The 21,331-nt window shown below is 59.5% G+C and carries 18 protein-coding genes; 5 read left to right on the forward strand and 13 right to left on the reverse strand.

Annotation, left to right across the window (positions count from 1 at the left end; all coding sequences use genetic code 11):
• Window positions 1–106 precede the first annotated feature (106 nt).
• The gene (gene mgtA, locus LBF07_RS13335) at window positions 107–2,815 is read right to left on the reverse strand and encodes a magnesium-translocating P-type ATPase (protein WP_047174645.1); all 2,709 of its coding nucleotides are present in this window, start codon (window positions 2,813–2,815) and stop codon (window positions 107–109) included.
• A gap of 388 nt (window positions 2,816–3,203) precedes the next feature.
• Here mgtA and treR point away from each other — a divergent pair, with 388 nt between their 5' ends.
• The 5 genes from treR to nrdG all read left to right on the forward strand — a co-directional run bounded on the left by treR (window position 3,204) and on the right by nrdG (window position 10,532).
• Entirely contained in the window at window positions 3,204–4,151 is a 948-nt protein-coding gene (gene treR, locus LBF07_RS13340) for a trehalose operon repressor TreR (protein WP_047174646.1), read from the forward strand.
• A gap of 129 nt (window positions 4,152–4,280) precedes the next feature.
• Entirely contained in the window at window positions 4,281–5,699 is a 1,419-nt protein-coding gene (gene treB / locus LBF07_RS13345; protein WP_094935157.1) for a PTS trehalose transporter subunit IIBC, read from the forward strand.
• Window positions 5,700–5,750: 51 nt separating this feature from the next.
• On the forward strand, window positions 5,751–7,394 hold the full coding sequence (gene treC, locus LBF07_RS13350) for an alpha,alpha-phosphotrehalase (RefSeq protein ID WP_094935150.1): 1,644 nt from the start codon (window positions 5,751–5,753) through the stop codon (window positions 7,392–7,394).
• Between the two features lie 376 nt (window positions 7,395–7,770).
• Window positions 7,771–9,909, forward strand: coding sequence for an anaerobic ribonucleoside-triphosphate reductase (gene nrdD, locus LBF07_RS13355; RefSeq protein WP_023310191.1), 2,139 nt, complete (start codon window positions 7,771–7,773; stop codon window positions 9,907–9,909).
• Window positions 9,910–10,067: 158 nt separating this feature from the next.
• Entirely contained in the window at window positions 10,068–10,532 is a 465-nt protein-coding gene (nrdG, locus tag LBF07_RS13360; RefSeq protein WP_094935149.1) for an anaerobic ribonucleoside-triphosphate reductase-activating protein, read from the forward strand.
• A 32-nt stretch (window positions 10,533–10,564) separates the two neighbouring features.
• On the opposite strand, the gene LBF07_RS13365 is transcribed toward nrdG, so the two are convergent.
• The 12 genes from LBF07_RS13365 to pmbA form a co-directional block, all read right to left on the reverse strand.
• Entirely contained in the window at window positions 10,565–12,475 is a 1,911-nt protein-coding gene (locus LBF07_RS13365) for a transcription antiterminator (protein WP_094935148.1), read from the reverse strand.
• Window positions 12,476–12,494: 19 nt separating this feature from the next.
• A complete protein-coding gene (locus LBF07_RS13370) occupies window positions 12,495–13,631 on the reverse strand; it encodes a lactonase family protein (protein ID WP_094935147.1) in 1,137 nt (378 codons plus the stop codon).
• A 114-nt stretch (window positions 13,632–13,745) separates the two neighbouring features.
• Complete coding sequence (locus LBF07_RS13375) at window positions 13,746–14,486, reverse strand: KDGP aldolase family protein (RefSeq protein ID WP_094935146.1); 741 nt, start codon at window positions 14,484–14,486, stop codon at window positions 13,746–13,748.
• On the reverse strand, window positions 14,483–15,601 hold the full coding sequence (locus tag LBF07_RS13380; RefSeq protein WP_094935145.1) for a DgaE family pyridoxal phosphate-dependent ammonia lyase: 1,119 nt from the start codon (window positions 15,599–15,601) through the stop codon (window positions 14,483–14,485). The genes LBF07_RS13375 and LBF07_RS13380 overlap by 4 nt, the downstream gene beginning before the upstream one ends.
• Entirely contained in the window at window positions 15,585–16,718 is a 1,134-nt protein-coding gene (locus LBF07_RS13385) for an amidohydrolase/deacetylase family metallohydrolase (protein WP_094935144.1), read from the reverse strand. The genes LBF07_RS13380 and LBF07_RS13385 overlap by 17 nt, the downstream gene beginning before the upstream one ends.
• A gap of 42 nt (window positions 16,719–16,760) precedes the next feature.
• Entirely contained in the window at window positions 16,761–17,402 is a 642-nt protein-coding gene (locus LBF07_RS13390) for a DUF4310 family protein (protein WP_023310183.1), read from the reverse strand.
• Between the two features lie 13 nt (window positions 17,403–17,415).
• The gene (locus tag LBF07_RS13395; RefSeq protein WP_023310182.1) at window positions 17,416–18,192 is read right to left on the reverse strand and encodes a DUF4311 domain-containing protein; all 777 of its coding nucleotides are present in this window, start codon (window positions 18,190–18,192) and stop codon (window positions 17,416–17,418) included.
• Window positions 18,193–18,214: 22 nt separating this feature from the next.
• On the reverse strand, window positions 18,215–18,514 hold the full coding sequence (locus LBF07_RS13400) for a DUF4312 family protein (protein WP_006810338.1): 300 nt from the start codon (window positions 18,512–18,514) through the stop codon (window positions 18,215–18,217).
• Window positions 18,515–18,516: 2 nt separating this feature from the next.
• Window positions 18,517–18,879 (reverse strand): SFCGS family glycine-rich protein, encoded by a 363-nt coding sequence (locus tag LBF07_RS13405; protein WP_094935143.1) that lies wholly within the window; start codon window positions 18,877–18,879, stop codon window positions 18,517–18,519.
• Window positions 18,880–18,889: 10 nt separating this feature from the next.
• Window positions 18,890–19,228 carry a glycine dehydrogenase gene (locus tag LBF07_RS13410; protein WP_094935142.1) on the reverse strand — a complete coding sequence of 113 codons (339 nt, stop codon included), beginning with the start codon at window positions 19,226–19,228 and terminating at the stop codon, window positions 18,890–18,892.
• A 315-nt stretch (window positions 19,229–19,543) separates the two neighbouring features.
• A complete protein-coding gene (gene cybC, locus LBF07_RS13415; protein ID WP_023334302.1) occupies window positions 19,544–19,930 on the reverse strand; it encodes a cytochrome b562 in 387 nt (128 codons plus the stop codon).
• A 41-nt stretch (window positions 19,931–19,971) separates the two neighbouring features.
• Complete coding sequence (gene pmbA, locus LBF07_RS13420; protein ID WP_023310180.1) at window positions 19,972–21,324, reverse strand: metalloprotease PmbA; 1,353 nt, start codon at window positions 21,322–21,324, stop codon at window positions 19,972–19,974.
• Window positions 21,325–21,331 lie beyond the last annotated feature (7 nt).

A 21,331-nucleotide genomic window follows, 5' to 3' on the forward strand; every position in this document is an offset into this window, starting at 1 on the left:
GCCAGCCCCCTCACCCCGGCCCTCTCCCCAAAGGGGCGAGGGTGAAAGGCGGCACCAAGCGGTCCCCTCTCCCTTTCAGGGAGAGGGTTAGGGTGAGGGTAAAAAATTACTGCCACCCATACCGACGCGCATAGAATCCTTTCACCATCTGCGTCAGCACCATATAGCCCGCAAGGATTGCCACCAGCCACGGGAAGTAGCTCAGCGGCAGCGCCTGCAGCTGCAGGTAGCCTGCCAGCGGCGAGAACGGTAGCGCGATGCCGAGCGCCATCACAATGCCCGTCATTACAATCAGCGGCCACGCGGCGCGGCTCTGGATAAACGGAATGCGGCGGGTGCGGATCATGTGCACAATCAGCGTCTGCGACAGCAGACCTACCACGAACCAGCCGGACTGGAACAGCGTCTGGTGTTCCGGGGTGTTGGCGTGGAACACAAACCACATCAGGCAGAAGGTCAGGATATCGAAGATGGAGCTGATCGGCCCAAAGAACAGCATAAAGCGCCCCAGATCCGCCGGGTTCCAGTGCTGCGGCTTCTGGATCTGCTCGTCGTCCACGTTATCAAACGGGATCGCCACCTGCGACACGTCGTACATCAGGTTCTGGATCAGCAGGTGCAGCGGCAGCATCGGCAGGAACGGCAGAAACGCGCTCGCCACCAGCACGCTGAAGACGTTACCGAAGTTGGAGCTGGCGGTCATCTTGATGTACTTGAGCATATTGGCGAAGGTGCGGCGCCCTTCGATCACCCCCTCCTCCAGCACCATCAGGCTCTTTTCCAGCAGGATGATATCCGCCGCTTCGCGGGCGATATCCACCGCCCCATCGACGGAGATACCGATGTCCGCCGCACGCAGCGCGGGCGCGTCGTTGATGCCGTCGCCCATAAAGCCCACCACGTGCCCTTCGCGCTTAAGCAGGGTGACGATGCGCTCTTTGTGCATCGGCGTCAGGCGGGCAAACAGCGTGGTACGCTGGGCAAGCTTCGCCAGCTCGTCGTCGGACAGGTGCTCAATATCGCTTCCCACCACCACGTCGCCCGCGTCCAGCCCCACTTCATGGCACACTTTGGCCGCCACCAGCTCGCTGTCGCCGGTGAGAATTTTGACGGTAATACCGCTCGCCTTCAGCGCTTTCAGCGCCGGCGCGGTGGTCTCTTTCGGCGGATCGAGGAAGGCGATGTAACCCTCGAGGATCAGATCGGATTCGTCGATACGCTGATAGTCACCCTCGCGCGCGGGCAGGAACTTGCTCGCGACCGCCACCACGCGCAGCCCCTGACGGTTCAGGTTGTCGGTGACGCGCTTGATGCGGCGCAGCATGGTGTCGTCCAGCGGCACGATGTCGCCGTTATAGCGAACCTGCGTCGACACGTTGAGGATCTCCTGCAGCGCCCCTTTGCAGATCAGCTGATGCACGTCCGTCTGCTCGCTCACCACCACCGACATGCGGCGGCGCTCGAAGTCGAACGGGATCTCATCCACCTTCTGCCAGCGCCCGGAGAGCGTGCGGGCGGATTCCTCATCCACCCCTTCCAGCACCGCGACGTCGAGCAGGTTTTTCAGCCCGGTCTGGTAATGGCTGTTCAGCCACGCGCTGTGCAGGACGCGCTCGCTGGTTTTGCCGGAGATATCGGTGTGGTTCTCCAGCACGATTTTGTCCTGCGTCAGGGTGCCGGTTTTATCGGTGCAGAGGATGTCCATCGCGCCAAAGTTTTGAATGGCGTCGAGGTGTTTAACGATCACTTTCTGTTTAGAGAGCTTCACCGCCCCGCGCGCCAGCGTGGAGGTGACGATCATCGGCAGCATTTCCGGCGTCAGGCCAACGGCCACGGAGAGCGCGAACAGGGCCGCTTCCCACCAGTCGCCTTTGGTGTAGCCGTTGATCAGCAGCACGATCGGCGTCATCACCATCATAAAGCGGATCAGCAGCATGCTGACGCGGCCAATCCCTTTCTGAAAGGCGTTTGGCTCGCTCTCCTGCTCGCTGACGCGCCCGGCAAGCTGACCAAACCAGGTGTTGCCCCCGGTGGCGGTGACAATCGCCTGCGCCGTACCGCTGACCACCGTGGTGCCCATAAAGCACAGGGTATCGCATTCAAGCGGATTCATCTGCTGCGGGTCGCGGCTGCGCGCTACCTTTTCTACGGGCAGGGATTCCCCGGTCAGGGAGGCCTGGGCGACGAACAGATCGCGCGCCTGGATGATGCGTAAATCCGCCGGGATCATGTCCCCCGCGGCCAGCTTCACCAGATCGCCCGGCACCAGCTGGTCGATCGGCAGCTCCACCCAGGCGTTTTCGCCGAGATCGTTAATCACGCGCGAGACGGTCGCGGTGTTGCTGACCATCGCCTTCAGGGCATCCGCCGCTTTGGTGGAGCGGGCCTCCTGAATAAAGTTCAGCAGCGTGGAGATACCCACCATCAGGGCAATAACGCCTGCGGCAAACAGATCTTCCGTCGCGTAGGAGATGAGGCCGAGCACGGTCAGCAGCAGGTTGAACGGGTTGCGGTAGCAGAGCCACAGGTGCACCCACCACGGAGACGGCTTCTGCGCCGGGATCTGGTTATCGCCGTGCACGGCGCGGATTTTTTCCACTTCGGCCGCGTTTAGCCCTTCCGGGTGTCCGCCGAACGCGCGCCAGACTTCGTTTTCATCCATCGCCGCCACGTTCAGGCAGCGTTCGGTCAGGGACGCGGGGATCGCCGCCCCCGCCATGTTTTTGGCGTTTGGCAGCGGGTCGCGCTGAACAAGACGGTGTGGCAGGTGGCGGCTCAGCAGGGCCTGCAGCTGCCGGGTGATATTTTTAAACATAGTCATTCCTCCGCATCCGCCTGGGCGGACGCAGCAATTCCTTCAGGCGTGGCAAAGCCGTACCTGAGAGGCACTCAATTTTTCAAGCAGGAACGTTTAAGACGTTGCTGCCTCACGCCGGTGAGACAGCAAAAGCTGGCTTACCGGAAAGAACGCATTCTCCCGTTCAGGAGAGGTGTGGGATCGGGATCCATGAAGCCTCCGGTAAGTAAAAAAACAGGGTGTCGCCGCGCAGTATAAGGATTTAAGCGTACCCTTTATGACGATTCGGGCGGTATTATACCCCCCTGCAAATAAACCGAACGTAAACCAGACTTTGCCCATAGCGAAATCGCGCTATAGCATTAGGCTCAATTCACTACATCGTCGTTGTTACAGGGAATACAGCATGCAGAACCGCCTAACGATTAAAGACATCGCGCGTTTAAGCGGCGTGGGGAAATCGACCGTCTCACGCGTGCTGAACAACGAAAGCGGCGTCAGCGAACGCACCCGCGAGCGCGTTGAGGCGGTTATGAATCAGCACGGTTTTTCCCCTTCCCGCTCTGCGCGCGCCATGCGCGGGCAGAGTGACAAAGTCGTCGCCATCATTGTTTCGCGTCTGGACTCTCTTTCTGAAAATCTCGCCGTGCAGACCATGCTGCCCGCCTTCTATGAGCAGGGGTATGATCCGATCATGATGGAGAGCCAGTTCTCTGTGCAGCTGGTTGAAGAGCATCTGGGGATGCTCCAGCGGCGCAACATTGATGGCGTGGTGCTGTTCGGTTTTACCGGCATTAAGGACGAGATGCTGAAACCCTGGCAGCCTTCGCTGGTGCTGCTGGCGCGCGATGCACACGGCTTTGCCTCCGTCTGCTACGACGATGAGGGCGCGATTATCACCCTGATGCAGCGCCTGTTTGACGAAGGTCATCGCCACATCAGCTTCCTCGGCGTCCCGCACGCGGACGTCACCACCGGCAAGCGTCGCCATGAGGCGTATCTGGCCTTTTGCAAAAAGCACAACCTCTCCGCCGTGGCCTCCCTGCCGGGGCTGGGCATGAAGCAGGGCTACGAGCAGGCCGCCAGCGTTCTTACGCCGCAGACCACGGCGCTGGTGTGCGCCACGGATACCCTGGCGCTGGGTGCCAGCAAATATCTGCAGGAGCAGCGCATCGATAATTTGCAGGTGGCGAGCGTCGGCAGCACGCCGCTGATGAAGTTCCTGCACCCGGAGATCATCACCGTCGATCCGGGCTACGCCGAGTCCGGCAGACAGGCCGCAGCACAGCTTATCGAGCAGATAAACGGGCGTTCAGAGCCTCGTCAGATCGTCATTCCCGCTCACCTTTCGTAACCCCTCTTAAACAGATTATTGTGATCTTCGCCTGATTTCGGGAACGTTCCCATTTTCGCCGTCACGCTGAAGGAGTAGGCTTGCGCTCAGGTCATTACACCCCCTCACCATCTGTCATGAGGTTTCATGATGAGTAAAGTCAAACAAGCAGATATCGATCGGCTGATCGTCCTGGTCGGCGGACGCGAAAACATCGCTACCGTCAGCCATTGCATTACCCGCCTGCGCTTCGTGCTGAACGATCCGGCCAAAGCCAACCCGAAGGCCATTGAAGAACTTTCCATGGTCAAAGGCTGCTTCACCAACGCCGGGCAGTTCCAGGTCGTTATTGGTACCGAAGTGGGCGATTACTATCAGGCTCTGCTGGCGACAACCGGGCACTCTTCTGCCGATAAAGAGCAGGCGAAGAAGGCCGCGCGCCAGAATATGAAGTGGCACGAGCAGCTGATTTCCCACTTCGCGGAAATTTTCTTCCCGCTGCTGCCCGCGCTGATCAGCGCGGGCTTAATCTTAGGCTTCCGTAACGTCATCGGCGATGTGCCGATGAGCGACGGCAAAACCCTGGCGCAGATGTATCCGGCGCTGAAAACCGTTTACGATTTCCTGTGGCTGATTGGCGAGGCGATCTTCTTCTATCTGCCGGTCGGGATTTGCTGGTCCGCGGTGCGCAAGATGGGCGGCACACCGATTCTCGGTATCGTGCTGGGCGTCACGCTGGTCTCTCCACAGTTAATGAACGCTTACTTACTTGGTCAGCAGGTGCCTGAGGTGTGGAACTTCGGCCTGTTTACTATCGCCAAAGTGGGCTATCAGGCGCAGGTCATTCCGGCCCTGCTGGCCGGTCTGGCGCTGGGCTTTATTGAAACGCGCCTGAAGCGCATCGTGCCGGATTACCTCTATCTGGTAGTGGTGCCGGTCTGCTCGCTGATTCTGGCGGTGTTCCTGGCGCACGCCTTTATCGGTCCGTTTGGCCGCATGATCGGCGACGGCGTGGCCTTCGCGGTGCGTCACCTGATGACCGGCAGCTTTGCGCCAATCGGTGCCGCGCTGTTTGGCTTCCTTTACGCCCCGCTGGTGATCACCGGCGTGCACCAGACCACGCTGGCCATTGATATGCAGATGATCCAGAGCCTCGGCGGCACGCCGGTCTGGCCGATTATCGCCCTGTCTAACATTGCACAGGCGTCGGCGGTCACTGGCATCATCATCGTCAGCCGCAAGCACAACGAGCGTGAGATCTCCGTTCCGGCAGCCATCTCTGCCTACCTCGGCGTCACTGAACCGGCGATGTACGGTATCAACCTGAAATACCGCTTCCCGATGCTCTGCGCGATGATCGGTTCCGGTCTGGCGGGCCTCGTGTGCGGTCTGAACGGCGTGATGGCGAACGGGATTGGCGTCGGCGGCCTGCCGGGCATTCTCTCCATCCAGCCGGCTTACTGGCAGGTGTTTGCCCTGGCGATGGCCATCGCGATCATCGTCCCTATGGCGCTCACCACCGTGGTTTACCAACGTAAGTTCCGTCAGGGCTCGCTGCAGATTGTTTAACTTCTTCTTTCGGGGCGCAGTTGCGCCCCTTCGCATTTGCAGGAACGCATTATGAATACCCTTCCTCACTGGTGGCAGAACGGCGTCATCTATCAGATTTACCCAAAGAGTTTCCAGGATACCACCGGCAGCGGCACCGGCGATCTGCGCGGCGTGACGCAGCGGCTGGACTACCTGAAAACCCTCGGCATCGACGCCATCTGGCTGACGCCGTTTTATATCTCCCCGCAGGTGGATAATGGCTACGACGTGGCGAATTACACCGCCATCGACCCGGCTTACGGCACGCTGGATGATTTCGACGAGCTGGTTGCCCGGGCGCACGAGCGCGGCATCCGTATCGTGCTGGATATGGTGTTTAACCACACCTCCACGCAGCACGCCTGGTTCCGCGAGTCGCTGAACAAAGAGAGCCCGTACCGCCAGTTCTACATCTGGCGCGACGGCACGCCGGAGCTGCTTCCCAACAACTGGCGCTCCAAGTTTGGTGGCAACGCCTGGCGCTGGCACGCCGAGAGCGAGCAGTATTACCTGCATCTGTTCGCCCCGGAGCAGGCGGATCTCAACTGGGAGAACCCAGAAGTGCGCGCCGAGCTGAAAAAGGTGTGCGAGTTCTGGGCCGATCGCGGCGTCGACGGCTTGCGTCTCGACGTGATTAACCTGATTTCGAAAGATCAGGATTTCCCGGACGACAACACCGGAGACGGCCGCCGCTTCTACACCGACGGGCCGCGCGTTCACGAATATCTGCAGGAGATGAGCCGCGACGTCTTCACCCCGCGCAACCTGATGACGGTGGGCGAGATGTCCTCGACCTCGCTGGAGAACTGCCAGCAGTACGCCTCGCTCGACGGACGCGAGCTGTCGATGACCTTTAACTTCCACCACCTGAAGGTGGACTACCCCGGCGGAGAAAAATGGACGAAGGCGAAGCCGGACTTCGTGGCGCTGAAAACCCTCTTCCGCCACTGGCAGCAGGGGATGCACAACAGGGCGTGGAACGCGCTGTTCTGGTGTAACCACGATCAGCCGCGCATCGTGTCGCGCTTTGGTGACGAAGGGGAATACCGCGTTCAGGCCGCGAAGATGCTCGGCATGGTGCTGCACGGCATGCAGGGCACGCCGTATATCTATCAGGGCGAAGAGCTGGGTATGATCAACCCGCACTTCAGCCGCATCACCGACTATCGCGACGTGGAAAGCCTGAACATGTTCGCCGAACTGCGCGCCAACGGCCGCGAATCGGATGAACTACTGGCGATTCTGGCGAGTAAGTCCCGCGATAACGGGCGAACCCCAATGCAGTGGGACGCTTCGCACAATGCGGGCTTTACCGAGGGCGAGCCGTGGATTGGCGTCTGCGACAATTACGAGACGGTGAACGCCCGCGCGGCGCTCGACGACCCTGATTCGGTGTTCTACACCTACCAGTCGCTGATCGGCCTGCGTAAAACCCTGCCGGTGCTGACGTGGGGAGATTATGAGGATCTTCTGCCGGAACATCCTTCTCTTTGGTGCTACCGTCGTCAGTGGCAGGGGCAGACGCTGATGGTGGCGGCGAACCTGTGTAATACGCCGCAGGAATGGCAGACAGACGCCCTCAGCGATAGGTCGCAGGTGCTGATGAGTAACTACCCGGCACCGCAAACGACGTCGCTGCGTCCGTTTGAAGCCGTCTGGTGGTTGCAGCAGTAACTTTCCCTGCCGGGTGCGGCTCAGCACCCGGCTTACTTTACTGTTTTTGTTGAGTAAATAATCAGATTTTTCTCTCGCGCCTTTACAATCGCTGAAGCGCCCGTCGTTTGTACTCTCGTCTTTTTACTTTGTTCTGCATCAAATAAATCGCAAACATGTTTGATGCAAATCACTATATGTAGCACTTAAAATGCACGCCGACCCAACATCTTGTATTTATCGTCTACTATTCCAACAACAAGACGGCGCTTACGCTGGCCGGAATTGTGGATAACACGAGCTGGGAACGCGGGAAGTCTTTGGCCCGGCGGGGAATATGCCCGGTTATGACTTCTCCACCTCTGTGGATAACCTGTTTTCAAAAAATGGAGTGATCATGACACCGCATGTGATGAAACGTGATGGCTGTAAAGTGCCGTTTAAATCAGAGCGCATCCAGGAAGCCATTCTGCGTGCAGCTAAAGCAGCGGGAGTCGATGACGCAGATTACTGCGCCACCGTCGCAGAAGTCGTTAGCAGCCAGATGAACGAACGCAGCCAGGTCGATATCAACGAGATCCAGACCGCGGTTGAGAACCAGCTGATGGCGGGGCCCTACAAGCAGCTGGCGCGCGCCTACATTGAGTACCGTCACGATCGTGACGTGCAGCGTGAGAAGCGCGGTCGTCTGAACCAGGAGATCCGTGGCCTGGTGGAGCAGACCAACTCCGCCCTGCTCAATGAAAACGCCAACAAAGACAGTAAAGTGATCCCGACCCAGCGCGACCTGCTGGCCGGTATCGTCGCCAAACACTATGCCCGTCAGCATCTGCTGCCGCGCGACGTGGTGTCGGCGCACGAGCGCGGTGAAATTCACTACCACGATCTCGACTATTCGCCGTTCTTCCCGATGTTCAACTGCATGCTGATCGACCTGAAAGGCATGCTGACCCACGGTTTTAAAATGGGTAACGCCGAGATTGAACCGCCAAAATCAATCTCCACGGCCACCGCCGTCACCGCGCAGATTATCGCTCAGGTCGCCAGCCATATTTATGGCGGCACCACGATTAACCGCATTGATGAAGTGCTGGCCCCGTTCGTGACGGCAAGTTTCAACAAGCATCGTAAAACGGCCGAAGAGTGGCAGATCCCGGACGCCGACGGCTACGCGCACTCCCGCACCGAGAAAGAGTGCTACGACGCCTTCCAGTCGCTGGAGTATGAGGTAAACACGCTGCACACCGCCAACGGCCAGACGCCGTTTGTGACCTTCGGCTTTGGGCTGGGCACCAGCTGGGAATCACGCCTGATCCAGCAGTCCATCCTGCGCAACCGCATTTCCGGTCTCGGCAAGAACCGCAAAACGGCGGTGTTCCCGAAACTGGTGTTCGCCATTCGCGACGGCCTGAACCACAAGTTTGGCGATCCGAACTACGACATCAAACAGCTGGCGCTGGAGTGCGCGAGCAAGCGCATGTATCCGGACATCCTGAACTACGACCAGGTCGTGAAAGTGACCGGCTCGTTTAAAACGCCAATGGGCTGCCGCAGCTTCCTCGGCGTGTACGAAGATGAAAACGGCGAGCAGATCCACGACGGGCGCAACAACCTGGGCGTCATCAGCCTTAACCTGCCGCGCATCGCGCTGGAGGCGAAAGGCAATGAAGCGGAATTCTGGACGCTGCTGGATGAACGTCTGCAGCTGGCGCGCAAAGCGCTGATGACACGTATTGCACGTCTGGAAGGGGTCAAGGCCCGCGTCGCGCCGATCCTTTATATGGAAGGGGCCTGCGGCGTACGTCTGAAAGCGGACGATGACGTGTCGGAGATCTTCAAAAACGGCCGCGCGTCGATTTCGCTGGGCTATATCGGTATTCACGAGACCATCAACGCCCTGGCGGGCGATACGCATATGTACGACAGCGAGGCCCTGCGTGAGAAAGGCATCGCGATTGTTCAGCGCCTGCGCGACGCGGTAGACCAGTGGAAAGAGGAAACCGGCTACGGGTTTAGCCTCTACAGCACGCCGAGCGAGAACCTGTGCGACCGCTTCTGCCGTCTGGATACCGCCGAATTCGGGATTGTGGAAGGCGTGACCGACAAAGGGTATTACACCAACAGCTTCCACCTCGACGTGGAGAAAAAGGTGAACCCGTACGACAAGATCGACTTCGAAGCGGCGTATCCGCCGATCGCCAGCGGCGGCTTCATCTGCTACGGCGAGTACCCGAACATTCAGCACAACCTGAAGGCGCTGGAAGACGTGTGGGATTACAGCTATCAGCACGTGCCGTATTACGGGACCAACACGCCAATCGACGAGTGCTACGAGTGCGGCTTTACCGGCGAGTTCGAGTGTACGAGCAAAGGCTTCACCTGCCCGAAATGCGGCAACCACGATGCGGCCCGCGTCTCCGTGACCCGTCGCGTGTGCGGCTATCTCGGCAGCCCGGACGCGCGTCCGTTTAACGCCGGCAAGCAGGAAGAGGTGAAGCGTCGCGTGAAGCATTTGGGGAATGGGCAGATCGGGTAAGTTCTGCGCAGGGTTCTCCCCCTCACCCTACCCCTCTCCCCAAGGGAGAGGGAACCGATCGAGCACATTGTTAAGCCTGACTCCGGTTTTCTCCCTCTCCCCGTGGGAGAGGGCCGGGGTGAGGGCATCAGCGCGCACAAATTCTCTGGACATTTTCTATGCGATATCATCAATACTACCCCGTCGACATCGTCAACGGCCCCGGCACCCGCTGCACCCTGTTCGTTTCAGGCTGCGTCCACGAATGCCCCGGCTGCTATAACAAAAGCACCTGGCGCTTAAATTCCGGCATGCCGTTCACCGCCGAAATGGAAGACCGGATCGTCAACGACCTTAACGACACGCGCATCAAACGTCAGGGGATTTCCCTCTCCGGCGGCGATCCGCTGCACCCGCAAAACGTGCCGGATATCCTGAAGCTGGTGAAGCGCATTCGGGCAGAGTGTACGGGAAAAGATATCTGGGTCTGGACGGGATACAGGCTGGATGAGCTGAACGCGCAGCAAATGGAAGTAGTGGGTCTGATTAACGTCCTGGTCGACGGCAAGTTCGTGCAGGATTTAAAAGACCCGGCCCTGATCTGGCGCGGCAGCAGCAATCAGGTTGTGCATCATTTGCGATGAACAAAGGCGGATGTTATCCGTCCGCCCTTATCTCAAAACCGGCTCAAACTCTCCATCGCCACCGCCTTAAACCCGGCAAAATCTCCGCAGCTACAGAGCCGCGACATCGCCCGCTCACGCAGGAAGGTGACGAAGATATCGTAAATCGCCATCGCCTCTTCGTATTCGCTTTTGCTGATGGCGAGCAGGAAGATGACGTGCGCGGTTTCGTCGCCCCACTGAACGCCGTGCGGGGCGAGCACGGTATAGACCACGGTTTTCTGCGCTAAAAGGCCGAGGGAGTGCGGCAGCGCGATGCCGTCGCCGAGCATGGTGCTGACGATGGCTTCACGCTCGACGACAGAATCCAGGAACTCCGCGCCGACAAACCCCTCGCCTTCAAGCTGCGCGCACAGTTCCCGGAACAGCGTTTGCTGATCAACGGGCTTGTCGAGAATGCGGAAATGGGCCGCGTCGAAGTATTTATCCAGCATCCACGGGCGGGTGCGGTCCACCAGCACCAGCTTGCCGATCTGCTCTAACTGATAATCGGTCGGGAACGGGGCGATCGTCACCACCGGTTTGGATTTTTCGCTCACGCGGGCGGTGGAAATGACAAAGTCCTCGCCGATGGAATCCGCCAGCTCGTACTCGCGCAGGGTGAGCGTGCGGGCCACCTCAATCTGCGGGTACTTGCGCTGGAGCACCGCCTCGATCATGCGGACCATGGCATTCCCGGCGTCGCATACCAGCAGCACCCGCGGCTGGCGCTGGTAGCCGATGTTGTAATGGCGCTCCAGCCCGACGCCGATATGCAGCACCAGGAAGCCGATCTCGTTTTCGCTGATCACATACGGCGTGTATTTTCCCCAGCTCGACACCGCCGCGAGGGTCATATCCCACGCCATCGGGTAGTGCTGCTTGATGTTATCCAGCAGCGGATTGGGGATCATGATTTGATACCGCACGCGGGTGATCATGGTTTTGATATGCGTGAGCAGGTCCGCGTGCAGCTGCGCGTCGCTGAGCAGATTGTAGTTATAGTGGGTGTTGATATAGCGCAGGATGTAGTTGACCAGCGCTTCGTCGTCATCCGCGTTAATGGCGCTCGGGGCTATCTCCTGAATCTGCCGCGCCGCAATATGCACGCATAGCCAGCTCTCCTCCGAAGGTGAAAGCGCTTTGCCCGCCAGCTGCTGGATAGTGACGGCGATATCCTTCGCCGCCTCGCGCACGTTCTCTTCCACGTCTTCGGCGTGGAATTCCGGCAGCGGATAGCCCTCGCTGATGCGCCGCACCGACACCGCGCAGTACAGGCGCAGGAACAGCTCGCCTTCGTCGGTCAGACGGATGTGATGACGCGTCAGCGCCTCGTGCAGCACGGGCACCATCTGCTCCGCCACGCCTGCATTCAGCGCCACGTCGGTCACCAGCGGGTTCAGGCTGTCCTGCTGCGCCAGCTCCCAGAGCAGATCGGTCAGGCAGGCGCGGGTCGACATCTCGCTGCCAAACAGCTTCATCCCGTGGCGCGGACGCGTTTCCAGCGTCAGGTTATAGCGGTGAAACCACTCGCGCACTTCGGCCATGTCGCTTTGCAGCGTGGCGCGGCTGACGAACCACTCGTCCGCCAGATCCTCCAGCTTAAGAGAAAATGCCGAAGTCAGAAAACGCACCACCAGATAGTGCACGCGCTCCGGCCCGGTCCGGGGAATACGCAGCGCGCGCGGGTGGGATGCCTGCAGCTGCTGGTAGCGCTGGGCATCATCAATTTTGAGCTGATAGCCGTTGCCCCGGCTCAATATAAACTGCGCGCCGTAGCCTGCCAGCAGCGCGTTCAGGGCGGTGATATCGGCACGGACGGTTCGCGTGGAGACCGACAGCCGCTGCGCCAGCTCGTCCTGCGGCAGCGTCTCGTTTTGCAACAGATCGAACAGTTGCGCTAAACGTTGGTTCGGAAATCGCACGGGTTTGTCCTCTTACAGCTTAAGGTGAAATGACCATCTGAGATGGGCTGCCGACCGGGGTATAGTCCGGCTCGAAGCTTAATTTCCCGTCCTGCGCCACGCGGAAACGGGTGATGTTGTCGCTGCGCTGGTTCATGACGTACAGCCAGCGTCCCTGCTTATCGAGCGTCAGGGTGCGCGGGTAGTCGCCGCGCGTCCACACGTCGTCCTGATGCGTCAGCGTGCCCTCCGCTGTTACGGTAAAGTGCCCGATGCTGTTATGCAAACGGTTAGCCACATACAGCTGTTTACCGTCGGCGCTTAATGCGAGCCCGGCAGCAAAGCTGGTGCCTTTGTAACCTTCCGGCAGGGCTGAGAGCGTTTTGCCCTCTTTCAGGGTGCCGTTGGCGTTCACGGTATAATGGGTGAGCGTAGACGCCTCTTCGTTAATCAGCCACAGGGCATCGCCTTTTGGCGTAAAGACGAAGTGGCGCGGCCCGGCGCCTTTTGAGGAGGCGCTGATAAACGGCGGATCGTTCGGCGTCAGCTTCCCTGTTCGATCGTCAAAACGGTACTGGTAGAGGCGATCCAGCCCAAGATCGGTGGAAAACACGTATTTCCCGCTCGGATCGGCGGCGATCATGTGCGCGTGGGGGCCGTTATGATCGCTGATGGCAAAGCTGCCCTCCGCTGCCGCTTCCGGCTTCGCCGCGCCCGGTTCGCCCTGATCCTGATGTGTGTCCGTCGCCTCACCCAGGCTGCCGTCTGCTTTAACGGGCAGCACTGCGATAGATCCGCTGACGTAGTTCGCCACCAGAAGATGGCGACCGTTCGGGGTCAGCGACAGGTAAACCGGCCCCGCGCCGCCGGAGGCCACCTGATTCAGCTCGCTCAGCTCGCCGTTATCCCCCACCCGCAGCGCCTGCACCACGCCCTGCTCCACTTCGCTTGCCAGATAGAGCGTTTTGCCATCGCGTGAGACGGCCAGCTGCGCGGCGTTCGGCAGCCTGCTCACCAGCGTTTTATTCGCCAGCGCGCCGCTTTGCGGGTCAACGGTAAAGCGGTACAGCCCTTCGCCGTTGGGGTTGTAGGTGCCCACCCAGGCGTACTGTGGCTGGGCGATAGCGGCGGTGGCGAGCATTGAGAGTGAAGCAACAAGCAGGGTACGGGTGTGCATGGTGGCTCCTTCAGGTTTGTGCGGTTTGTTTTCCCTCACCCCGGCCCTCTCCCAAAGGGAGAGGGGGTAAAAGTTCCCTCTCCCTTTGGGAGAGGGTTAGGGTGAGGACAGATACTACTTCACCAGCTTCTTCGTCATCGCAAGCAGCGTACGCACGTCTTCCGGGCGCGTGTCGCCGCTGGCTTTGTCGATAATCGAGCTGTAGATATGCGGGATGATTTTGCTCACGCCCGCGTCGAGGGCGATCTGCAGGATCTCCTCATAGTTTTCCAGATCGATACCTCCGGTCGGCTCCAGCCAGAAGTCGTGACGGGCGCAGGCTTCCGCCACCGCGTTGTACTCGTCACGGCACTTGAGGCCGCCCATCGGGAAGTATTTGATGGAGCTGCCGCCGAAATCCTTCAGCAGGGCAATCGCGGTTTCAACCGGTACGATGCCGTCCGGTGCGTTGCTGCTCAGCGGTCCGGTAGAGATTTTCACCATGCCCACGATGCCGGTCGGAGAGACCAGGCCGTTGACCACCGACTCATTCTGCCCCAGCAGCGCGCGGCTGGTGGCCACGCCGGTGAAGACCTGGTTGACGTGCTGCGGCTGCACCTGACGGGAGATCTCGCTCACCATCGCCGACTGGTTCGGATCCCCCGCGCCGAGGCCGACGGAGAGTGCGTTATCGATCAGCGCGGCATATTCACGCATGTCGGCAACGGCGCTCGCCACGTCCGGGTAATTTTTGGAGAGCACGCCCACCAGCACGTGACCTTCCGCCGCCTCGTAAATGGCGCTGGCGTTGGCTTTCGATCCTGCCAGCACGTTCAGGCAGACGCGGTCACGGTAAAAGTTGGGGGTCAGTTTCATGCTTTTTTCTCCTGTCCTAATACTTCGCTAATGCGGCGGTACACGATGTTCAGCTGGTCAGCATTCACGCTGCGCACGTCCGCCTCGATAATCCCTTCGTTGGCCTTGTAGCCACGGAAGTAAATGGCGTACTCCCCCTGCTTGAGCTTCGCCACCAGATCGCCCGTGCCGACGCCCGTTGCGGCTTCGTCAAACTTAATCTCGGTGCGGGCGATATCGCGACCGGCGCTGTCCCAGACCACGCGCGCGGTCACGCCGTTCAGGGTATTGAGCGCCTCGATAAACGGCGTCATCTTCGCCACCATCTCGGCCCCGCTCTCTTTGGTCGCCGTCAGGTAGTGTTCGATGGCGCAGGTCAGGCCAAGAATGCCCTCTTTACCCACCTTCATCGCGCGGCCAATGCCCGCCGTCTGGCGCTTCACCCACTCAACGTACTGGGTTTTGCCGATCACCAGCCCGCTGGTTGGGCCTTCAATCGCCTTCGCGCCGCTGTAGATCACCAGGTCCGCGCCGGAGCGGTAGTACGCGTGAAGATCTTCTTCCGCCGCGGCATCGACGATCAGCGGGAGATCGTGCTTGCGCGCCACCACCGCCGCCTGCCCGACGCTGAGCATGCTTTTCTGCACGCAGTGGTGCGATTTGATGTAGAGGATCGCCGCCGTGCGCGGGGTGATCGCCGCCGCCAGCTGTTCGGCGGAGCATTCGTTGGCGTAGCCCGCCTCCACCAGCTTGCCGCCGCCCAGCGCCACCATGGTGCCCACCGGCGCGCCAAAGTTCACGTTGTGGCCTTTCGGCAGGACGATTTCGTTGTTCTCAATCGGGGTCACGTGCAGGTTTTCCAGCAGCCAGTCGCTGTCTTTGACCAGCACCGCCGCCACGGACTGGGCTATGCCCGCCGACGCGCAGGAGACCACCGTCGCGCCTTCCACATCCAGCAGCTTCGCGATGTATTCCCCGGTTTTATTGACCAGATCCTTCATCTCGAAATAGTGATTCATGCCGTCCATCGCCGCCTGCACCACTTCCGGGCGCGGCGTGGAGACGCCCAGCGCCGTCATGCGGCCAGAGGTGTTGATCACCTGCTTTAAGTTGTACTTCTCATAAATCGAAGGCATGTTCCGTGCTCCCTTGTTCGGTCATGTAGCCCTTGCCCGCGCGGATCGCGGCAAGCGGCACCAGAATGTGTTCAGCCTGCAGGCTGTCGTTTTCGGCATCCGTCAGCACCGTCGGCTGGCGTTTAATCGTGAACAGCGTCAGGTCGGCGTCGAGACCCGGCTGGATGCGGCCCTTGCGCGCCAGGCGCAGGCCGTCGGCGGCGTTGGCGGTCACGCAGTCAATCACCTGCGGCAAGGACATGCCGATGGCGAGAAACTTCGACATCACGCTTGCCAGCGAGCCGACCGGCCCGTTGATGCGGTTGCGGCAGTAGATATCCGAGCTGATGGTGTGCGGCAGAATGCCCATCGCGATGGCGCGTTTCGCCACCTCAAAGCTGAAGCTCGCCGTACCGTGGCCAACGTCCAGGCGCACGCCGCGCTTCAGGGCGGAGGTGATGGAGGCGCGCAGCTCGCCGGAGGGCGTCAGAATGCGGTTGGGTTTGCCGTTATAGCAGTGGGTGATGATGTCGCCTGAGCTCAGCAGCTCGGCAATTTCGTCGAGGTTCGGCGGGTTGTTGCCGATGTGCACCATCAGCGGCAGGTCGCCGTTCTCTTTCTGAATGGCTTTGGCGCGCTCCAGCGGCGTAATGCCGTTTTCACCGACCACGCTGCTGCTCATGCGCGCCTTCAGGCCGACGATAAAATCAGGGTGGCGCTTCACCGCCTGCTTCACCGCGTCGGCGTCGATATTCGCCATGTTGGCCAGTTCGTTCTGGGCAATCAGCCCCACGCGGGAGATGTTCAGCAGGGCAAATACCTCGGTAGAGGCTTTACGGGTGATTTCGTAGAAATCGTCCACGTCGTCGGCACCGGTACTGCCCGCGTCCACCACGGAGGTGACGCCGGTGGCAATGCCCACGCTGTCCGGCTCGTCGTGGTAAATCGGGGAGTTCGGGTAGCAGTGAACGTGGGAGTCAATCCAGCCTGCGCTGACGAACACGTCGCCGTTCAGCTCAACCGTTTTATGCGCGGGGGCGTCAATCTCGCCCAGCGCCGCGATCTTCCCGTCCTGAATGGCGATATCGGTCAGGGTATCGTCGGCAAGGCGCGCACGGCGCAGGAGTAAATCAAACATGAGGATCTCCTGATAAGGCGGGCGCCTGAGCGCCCGCGGGTATTAAAGGGCGACCGGGAACAGCCAGCCCAACAGCATTGCGCCGAGGATCGCGCCACCGGTGATCGGCTTCTGCCAGATGTAGAACACCAGCGCACCCAGCAGGGAACCGACGCCGATAGGAATGGAGGCGGTCATGGCGCTGAGGATAATCAACGGCCCGAGGAAGCGGCCGGAGGCGTTACCCGCGCCCATCATCACGTCTGCACCGTAGGTGGAGTTGCTCTGGTTGATGGTGAACTTACGCGCCAGGATGATGACGTAGCCAATCGCCAGACCAATCACCAGGCCGGTAATCAGCGCGGCAATGAAGTTGGTCACCGGGAACATGATGCCCGCGCCCAGCAGCAGCGCCGGAACGCCGAGGCCCACGCCGGTCTGGATGGCGCCGCCGATGTCGAGAATACCCACCAGCGACCCTTCGATAATGCGGGCGAACAGGAAGCTCGCGCCGAACGCCGCCACCGCGCCGTAAACGCCGGTATCGATCCCCGCTTTCAGCATCGCCACGAAGGCCACTTCGTTAAACGCGCCGATGCCGTAGAGGTAGTACATGTGCGTCCCGGCGAAAACGCCGGAGGAGAGCAGGCCAACGAAGATCGGGAACGACCAGTCGGCATACCAAAAACCTTTATTCTGTTCCATGTAGAGGCTCCTGTTATTTACCGCTGAGCGAGTTGTGGATCATGTCGAGCCAGTTCGGCACGGTCAGATGGAAGGATTCGATCATCTTCATGTCGAAGCCGCGGAAGAAGCCGCTCAGCACGAAGAGCAGGACGATCGCCGCCATCATCACTTTGGTGACGTGGTTCCAGCCGCTCTCTTCCACGCCTTTCCCGATCAGGATCCCCAGCACCAGGCCCGGTACGGCGTTCCCCATAATCAGCTGCGCCGCGCCGCCAAAGATGGTGGCCCAGAAGCCCGATTTTTTACCCGCGTCGATGGCCGCCAGCCAGAAGATCACCGGCATGACGGTGTTGACCAGCAGGTTTGCCGCCGGTACCAGCACCTTCACGGCGGTGACCTGAAGCGCTGCCGGCACGGAGGAGGCGGTCAGGTTCAGGAAGGTGACGACGAGCATGCCAATCACGCCGCAGGCAATCGCCATTTTGCGCGGGTCGTGCAGCGTTTCGCCGACGTTACGGTTTTTGATCATCAGTGCAGCAGCACCCCAGTTCGGGATGATGCGGTGGTCAACGTCCTGTGTGAAGGCACCTGCGGCCACGGAAGAGGCCCAGGCGTTAAAGAAGAAACCTAACCCAAAGGAGAAGTGGGACGCCGGATCCCCTTCACAGGAGTTCAGTTCCCCCAACGTACGAAACGCGCCCATACCCTGAGTGGTAGGCGCATGAAACATGCGTGCAGCCCCGGCGCCAACACCGACGCCAACCAGGCCGCCAATGATGAGCGATTTTATTAATATAATTAAGAACATCAGTCTGCCCTTTTATGAATAATCAGCGTTGCGTGACGAAATCCACCTGGTCAAGATTGATAGCGGTCACGTTGACGGTCACATCCAGCTCCACGCTGTAGGTGCGTCTTTCCCGGCGCAGAAAGAAGAACAGAAACGCTTCTTTTCGCACCGCTTCTTGCGCCTGAACGACCTGCACATCCTGTGGCTCAATACGCAGTAAGATATGCGGTGAGGCTTTCATCACCGCGGCCTGAACGTGGTTGAGCGCGTCGGCAAAGGCGCGCGCTTTGGCGTCGCCTTTGCCCTTCACTCTCACCGTGGTTGTGAACTGTTCTTTCATGCTTATGCGCCGTATTTCTTCTGCCACGCCTGCACCAGACGCTCGCCCAGCTCTTCTTTATCCATAAAGCCGAAGCCCAGCACGTTGCAGCCTTCGTTGATGGCGGTCACGCCCTCTTCCACCGAACGCATGCCGTATTTGGCCTTGTAGCCATATTTGGTTTGGGCCGTGATGGCACCCGCGCCGCCGCTGCCGCAGAAGGAGATGCCGAAGGTGGCGCTTTCCGCTTTCATCACGTCGCCGAGCTTCATGTCCGCCGCCATGCCCGGTACAACCACCGCGCGTCCACCTGCTTTTTCCACACCGGCAGCCACTTTCTGACCTTTACCCAGGCGATCGCCAATCACGACTGTAATCTGTTCCATGTGTTGCTCCTTAAAGGTTGTCTTTCGCGACTTCAAAGTGAACGGAGAGCAGCCAGGCTTCTTCATCAGGAAGATTGCCAAACTGCGCGACCACTTCACGGGCGAGCCGCATTGAATCCGGTGAAATTTCGTCAAACAGCTCTGCTTCAACCTCCGGCAGCGGCTCGCCGGTCACGGACCGGTGCGCCATTGCGCGCACGTGGGAGGTGAGCATCTGCTCCTGTACCGCATTGGGGATGATGTTGTTCCGGGCCAGCAGGGCATAAACCTGCTGCAGCATGGTGTTCGCGAGCTGTTCTTTTTGCTCTGCCTGTTCCCCAACGTCGTTCATTACCGCTCCGTTAATCACTGGTCTTACCCCGTTAATGGCTCTGGAATAAAACTAACGTTGGGGGGGAATTGTTTGTAGCGAGTTGTTTTCCACTTCGAAGTGGAAAGGCGAGCCGCAGCAGTGATCTGTGCCACATAAATGCGGTGAATCTGAATTAATCCCGGTATTTGCGTGATGAATATCACGTATTCCAGCGGCAAAACGCGCGCCGGGGAAACGAAACGTTCAGGCGCGGTGACGCAAAAATGTGATGGCGATAGGGTTTACTTATTACCACGTAAAAAAAACGGGGGCCGCCGGCCCCCGCTGGTTGTTTGTCAAATGCGCGATCGGTTAACGGTATTTCTGGTGATACGTGTTGCGGGTCGTCACAAACTGCTCGGCCGCCGCCTGGGCTTCCTTCACTTTGCCTTCGTTAGCCAGCTTCAGCGCGCCGTCGATCTGGCCGACCAGCACGTCAAAGCCGTGGCGATAGTCTTTCATTTCTGCGCTGTCTGCCGCTTTGCTTTCCAGCTTCGGAGGCGTCGCTTTTTGTGCGTCGAGCGCCGCTTCACGCATTTTGGTCAGCGCGTCTTTCATTTCAGCCGCATTGTCGGTTTTCTGTACCACCTTCAGGTTTTGACCGAGGATGCCCATGTCGTCTTCAAGATCGGCAGCAAACGCAGAAGAGCCAAGAACCAGCGTTGAAGCCGCGACGATCGCTAACAGATGTTTACGCATTGCTCACTTCCTTTTTTATTATTAAAACGCCTTTACGGGTATTACTGACCGGCGATTTTCATTTCCGGCAGAAGTACAGAACCACACTGTATATTGCTACGTGTTTCAATATCGTTACCGACCGTAACGATATTGCGCCACATGTCCTTCAGGTTGCCGGCGATAGTAATTTCGCTCACCGGATACTGAATTTCGCCGTTTTCCACCCAGAAGCCCGCCGCACCGCGCGAGTAGTCTCCGGTAATGCCGCTTACGCCCTGGCCCATCAGCTCGGTGACCACCAGACCTGTGCCCATCTCTTTCAGCATCTGCTCAAAGTTCAGGCCCTGACCGGCAATGCGCCAGTTGTGGATGCCGCCAGCGTGTCCGGTGCTTTTCAGCCCCAGCTTGCGCGCGGAGTAGTTGGTCAGCAGCCACTGGGTCAGAATACCGTCTTTGATGATATCGCGACGTTCGGTGCGCACGCCTTCGCTGTCGAACGGCGTGGAGGCCAGCCCTTTCAGCAGGTGCGGATGTTCTTCAATGGTGAGCCATTCCGGCAGGATCTGCTTGCCCAGCGAGTCGAGCAGGAAGGTCGATTTACGGTAAACCGAGCCGCCCGCGATAGCGCCCACCAGATGGCCAAACAGACCGGTCGCCACTTCGTTGGCAAAAATAACCGGGGCCTTCATGGTGGAGAGTTTACGCGGCGACAGGCGTGACAGCGTGCGTTCGGCACACTCTTTACCCACCCACTCAGGAGACTGCAAATCCCCCAGCGCGCGGCCAATGGTGTAGGCGTAGTCGCGCTCCATGTCACCGTTCTCTTCGGCGATCACGCAGCTGGAGAGAGAATGACGGGTGGAGCAGTAGCCCTGCAGCATGCCGTGGCTGTTGCCGAAGACTTTGATGCCGTAGTGGCTGTTGAAGCTGCCGCCTTCGGTATTGGTGATGCGCTTATCGGCCTGCAGGGAAGCCTGCTCGGCGCGCGCGGCCAGTTCGATCGCTTCGTCCGGGGTTACTTCCGCCGGGTGGAAAAGATCGAGATCCGGCGCGTCAAACGCCAGCAGGTCTTTATCCGCCACGCCTGCGTAAGGATCCGGAGAGGTATAACGGGCGATATCCAGCGCCGCCTGCACCGTACGGGCAATGGCATCCGGGCTGAGATCGGTAGATGACGCGCTGCCTTTGCGGTTCTGGTGATACACCGTGATCCCAAGCGCGCCATCGCTGTTGAATTCTACGTTCTCCACTTCACCATAGCGGGTACTCACGCTGATGCCGGTGGTTTTGCTGACCGCCACTTCGGCGCCATCTGATTTTTCTGAAGCAAGCATCAGCGCGGTGGAGACGGCTTCTTCCAGAATCTTACGCTGCGCTTCAACTTGTGAGGTTACTTTCATCGCAAATGCCATACTGTAA

It is taken from the genome of Enterobacter cloacae complex sp. ECL352 (genome assembly GCF_020149545.1).
GTDB lineage: Bacteria > Pseudomonadota > Gammaproteobacteria > Enterobacterales > Enterobacteriaceae > Enterobacter > Enterobacter asburiae_B.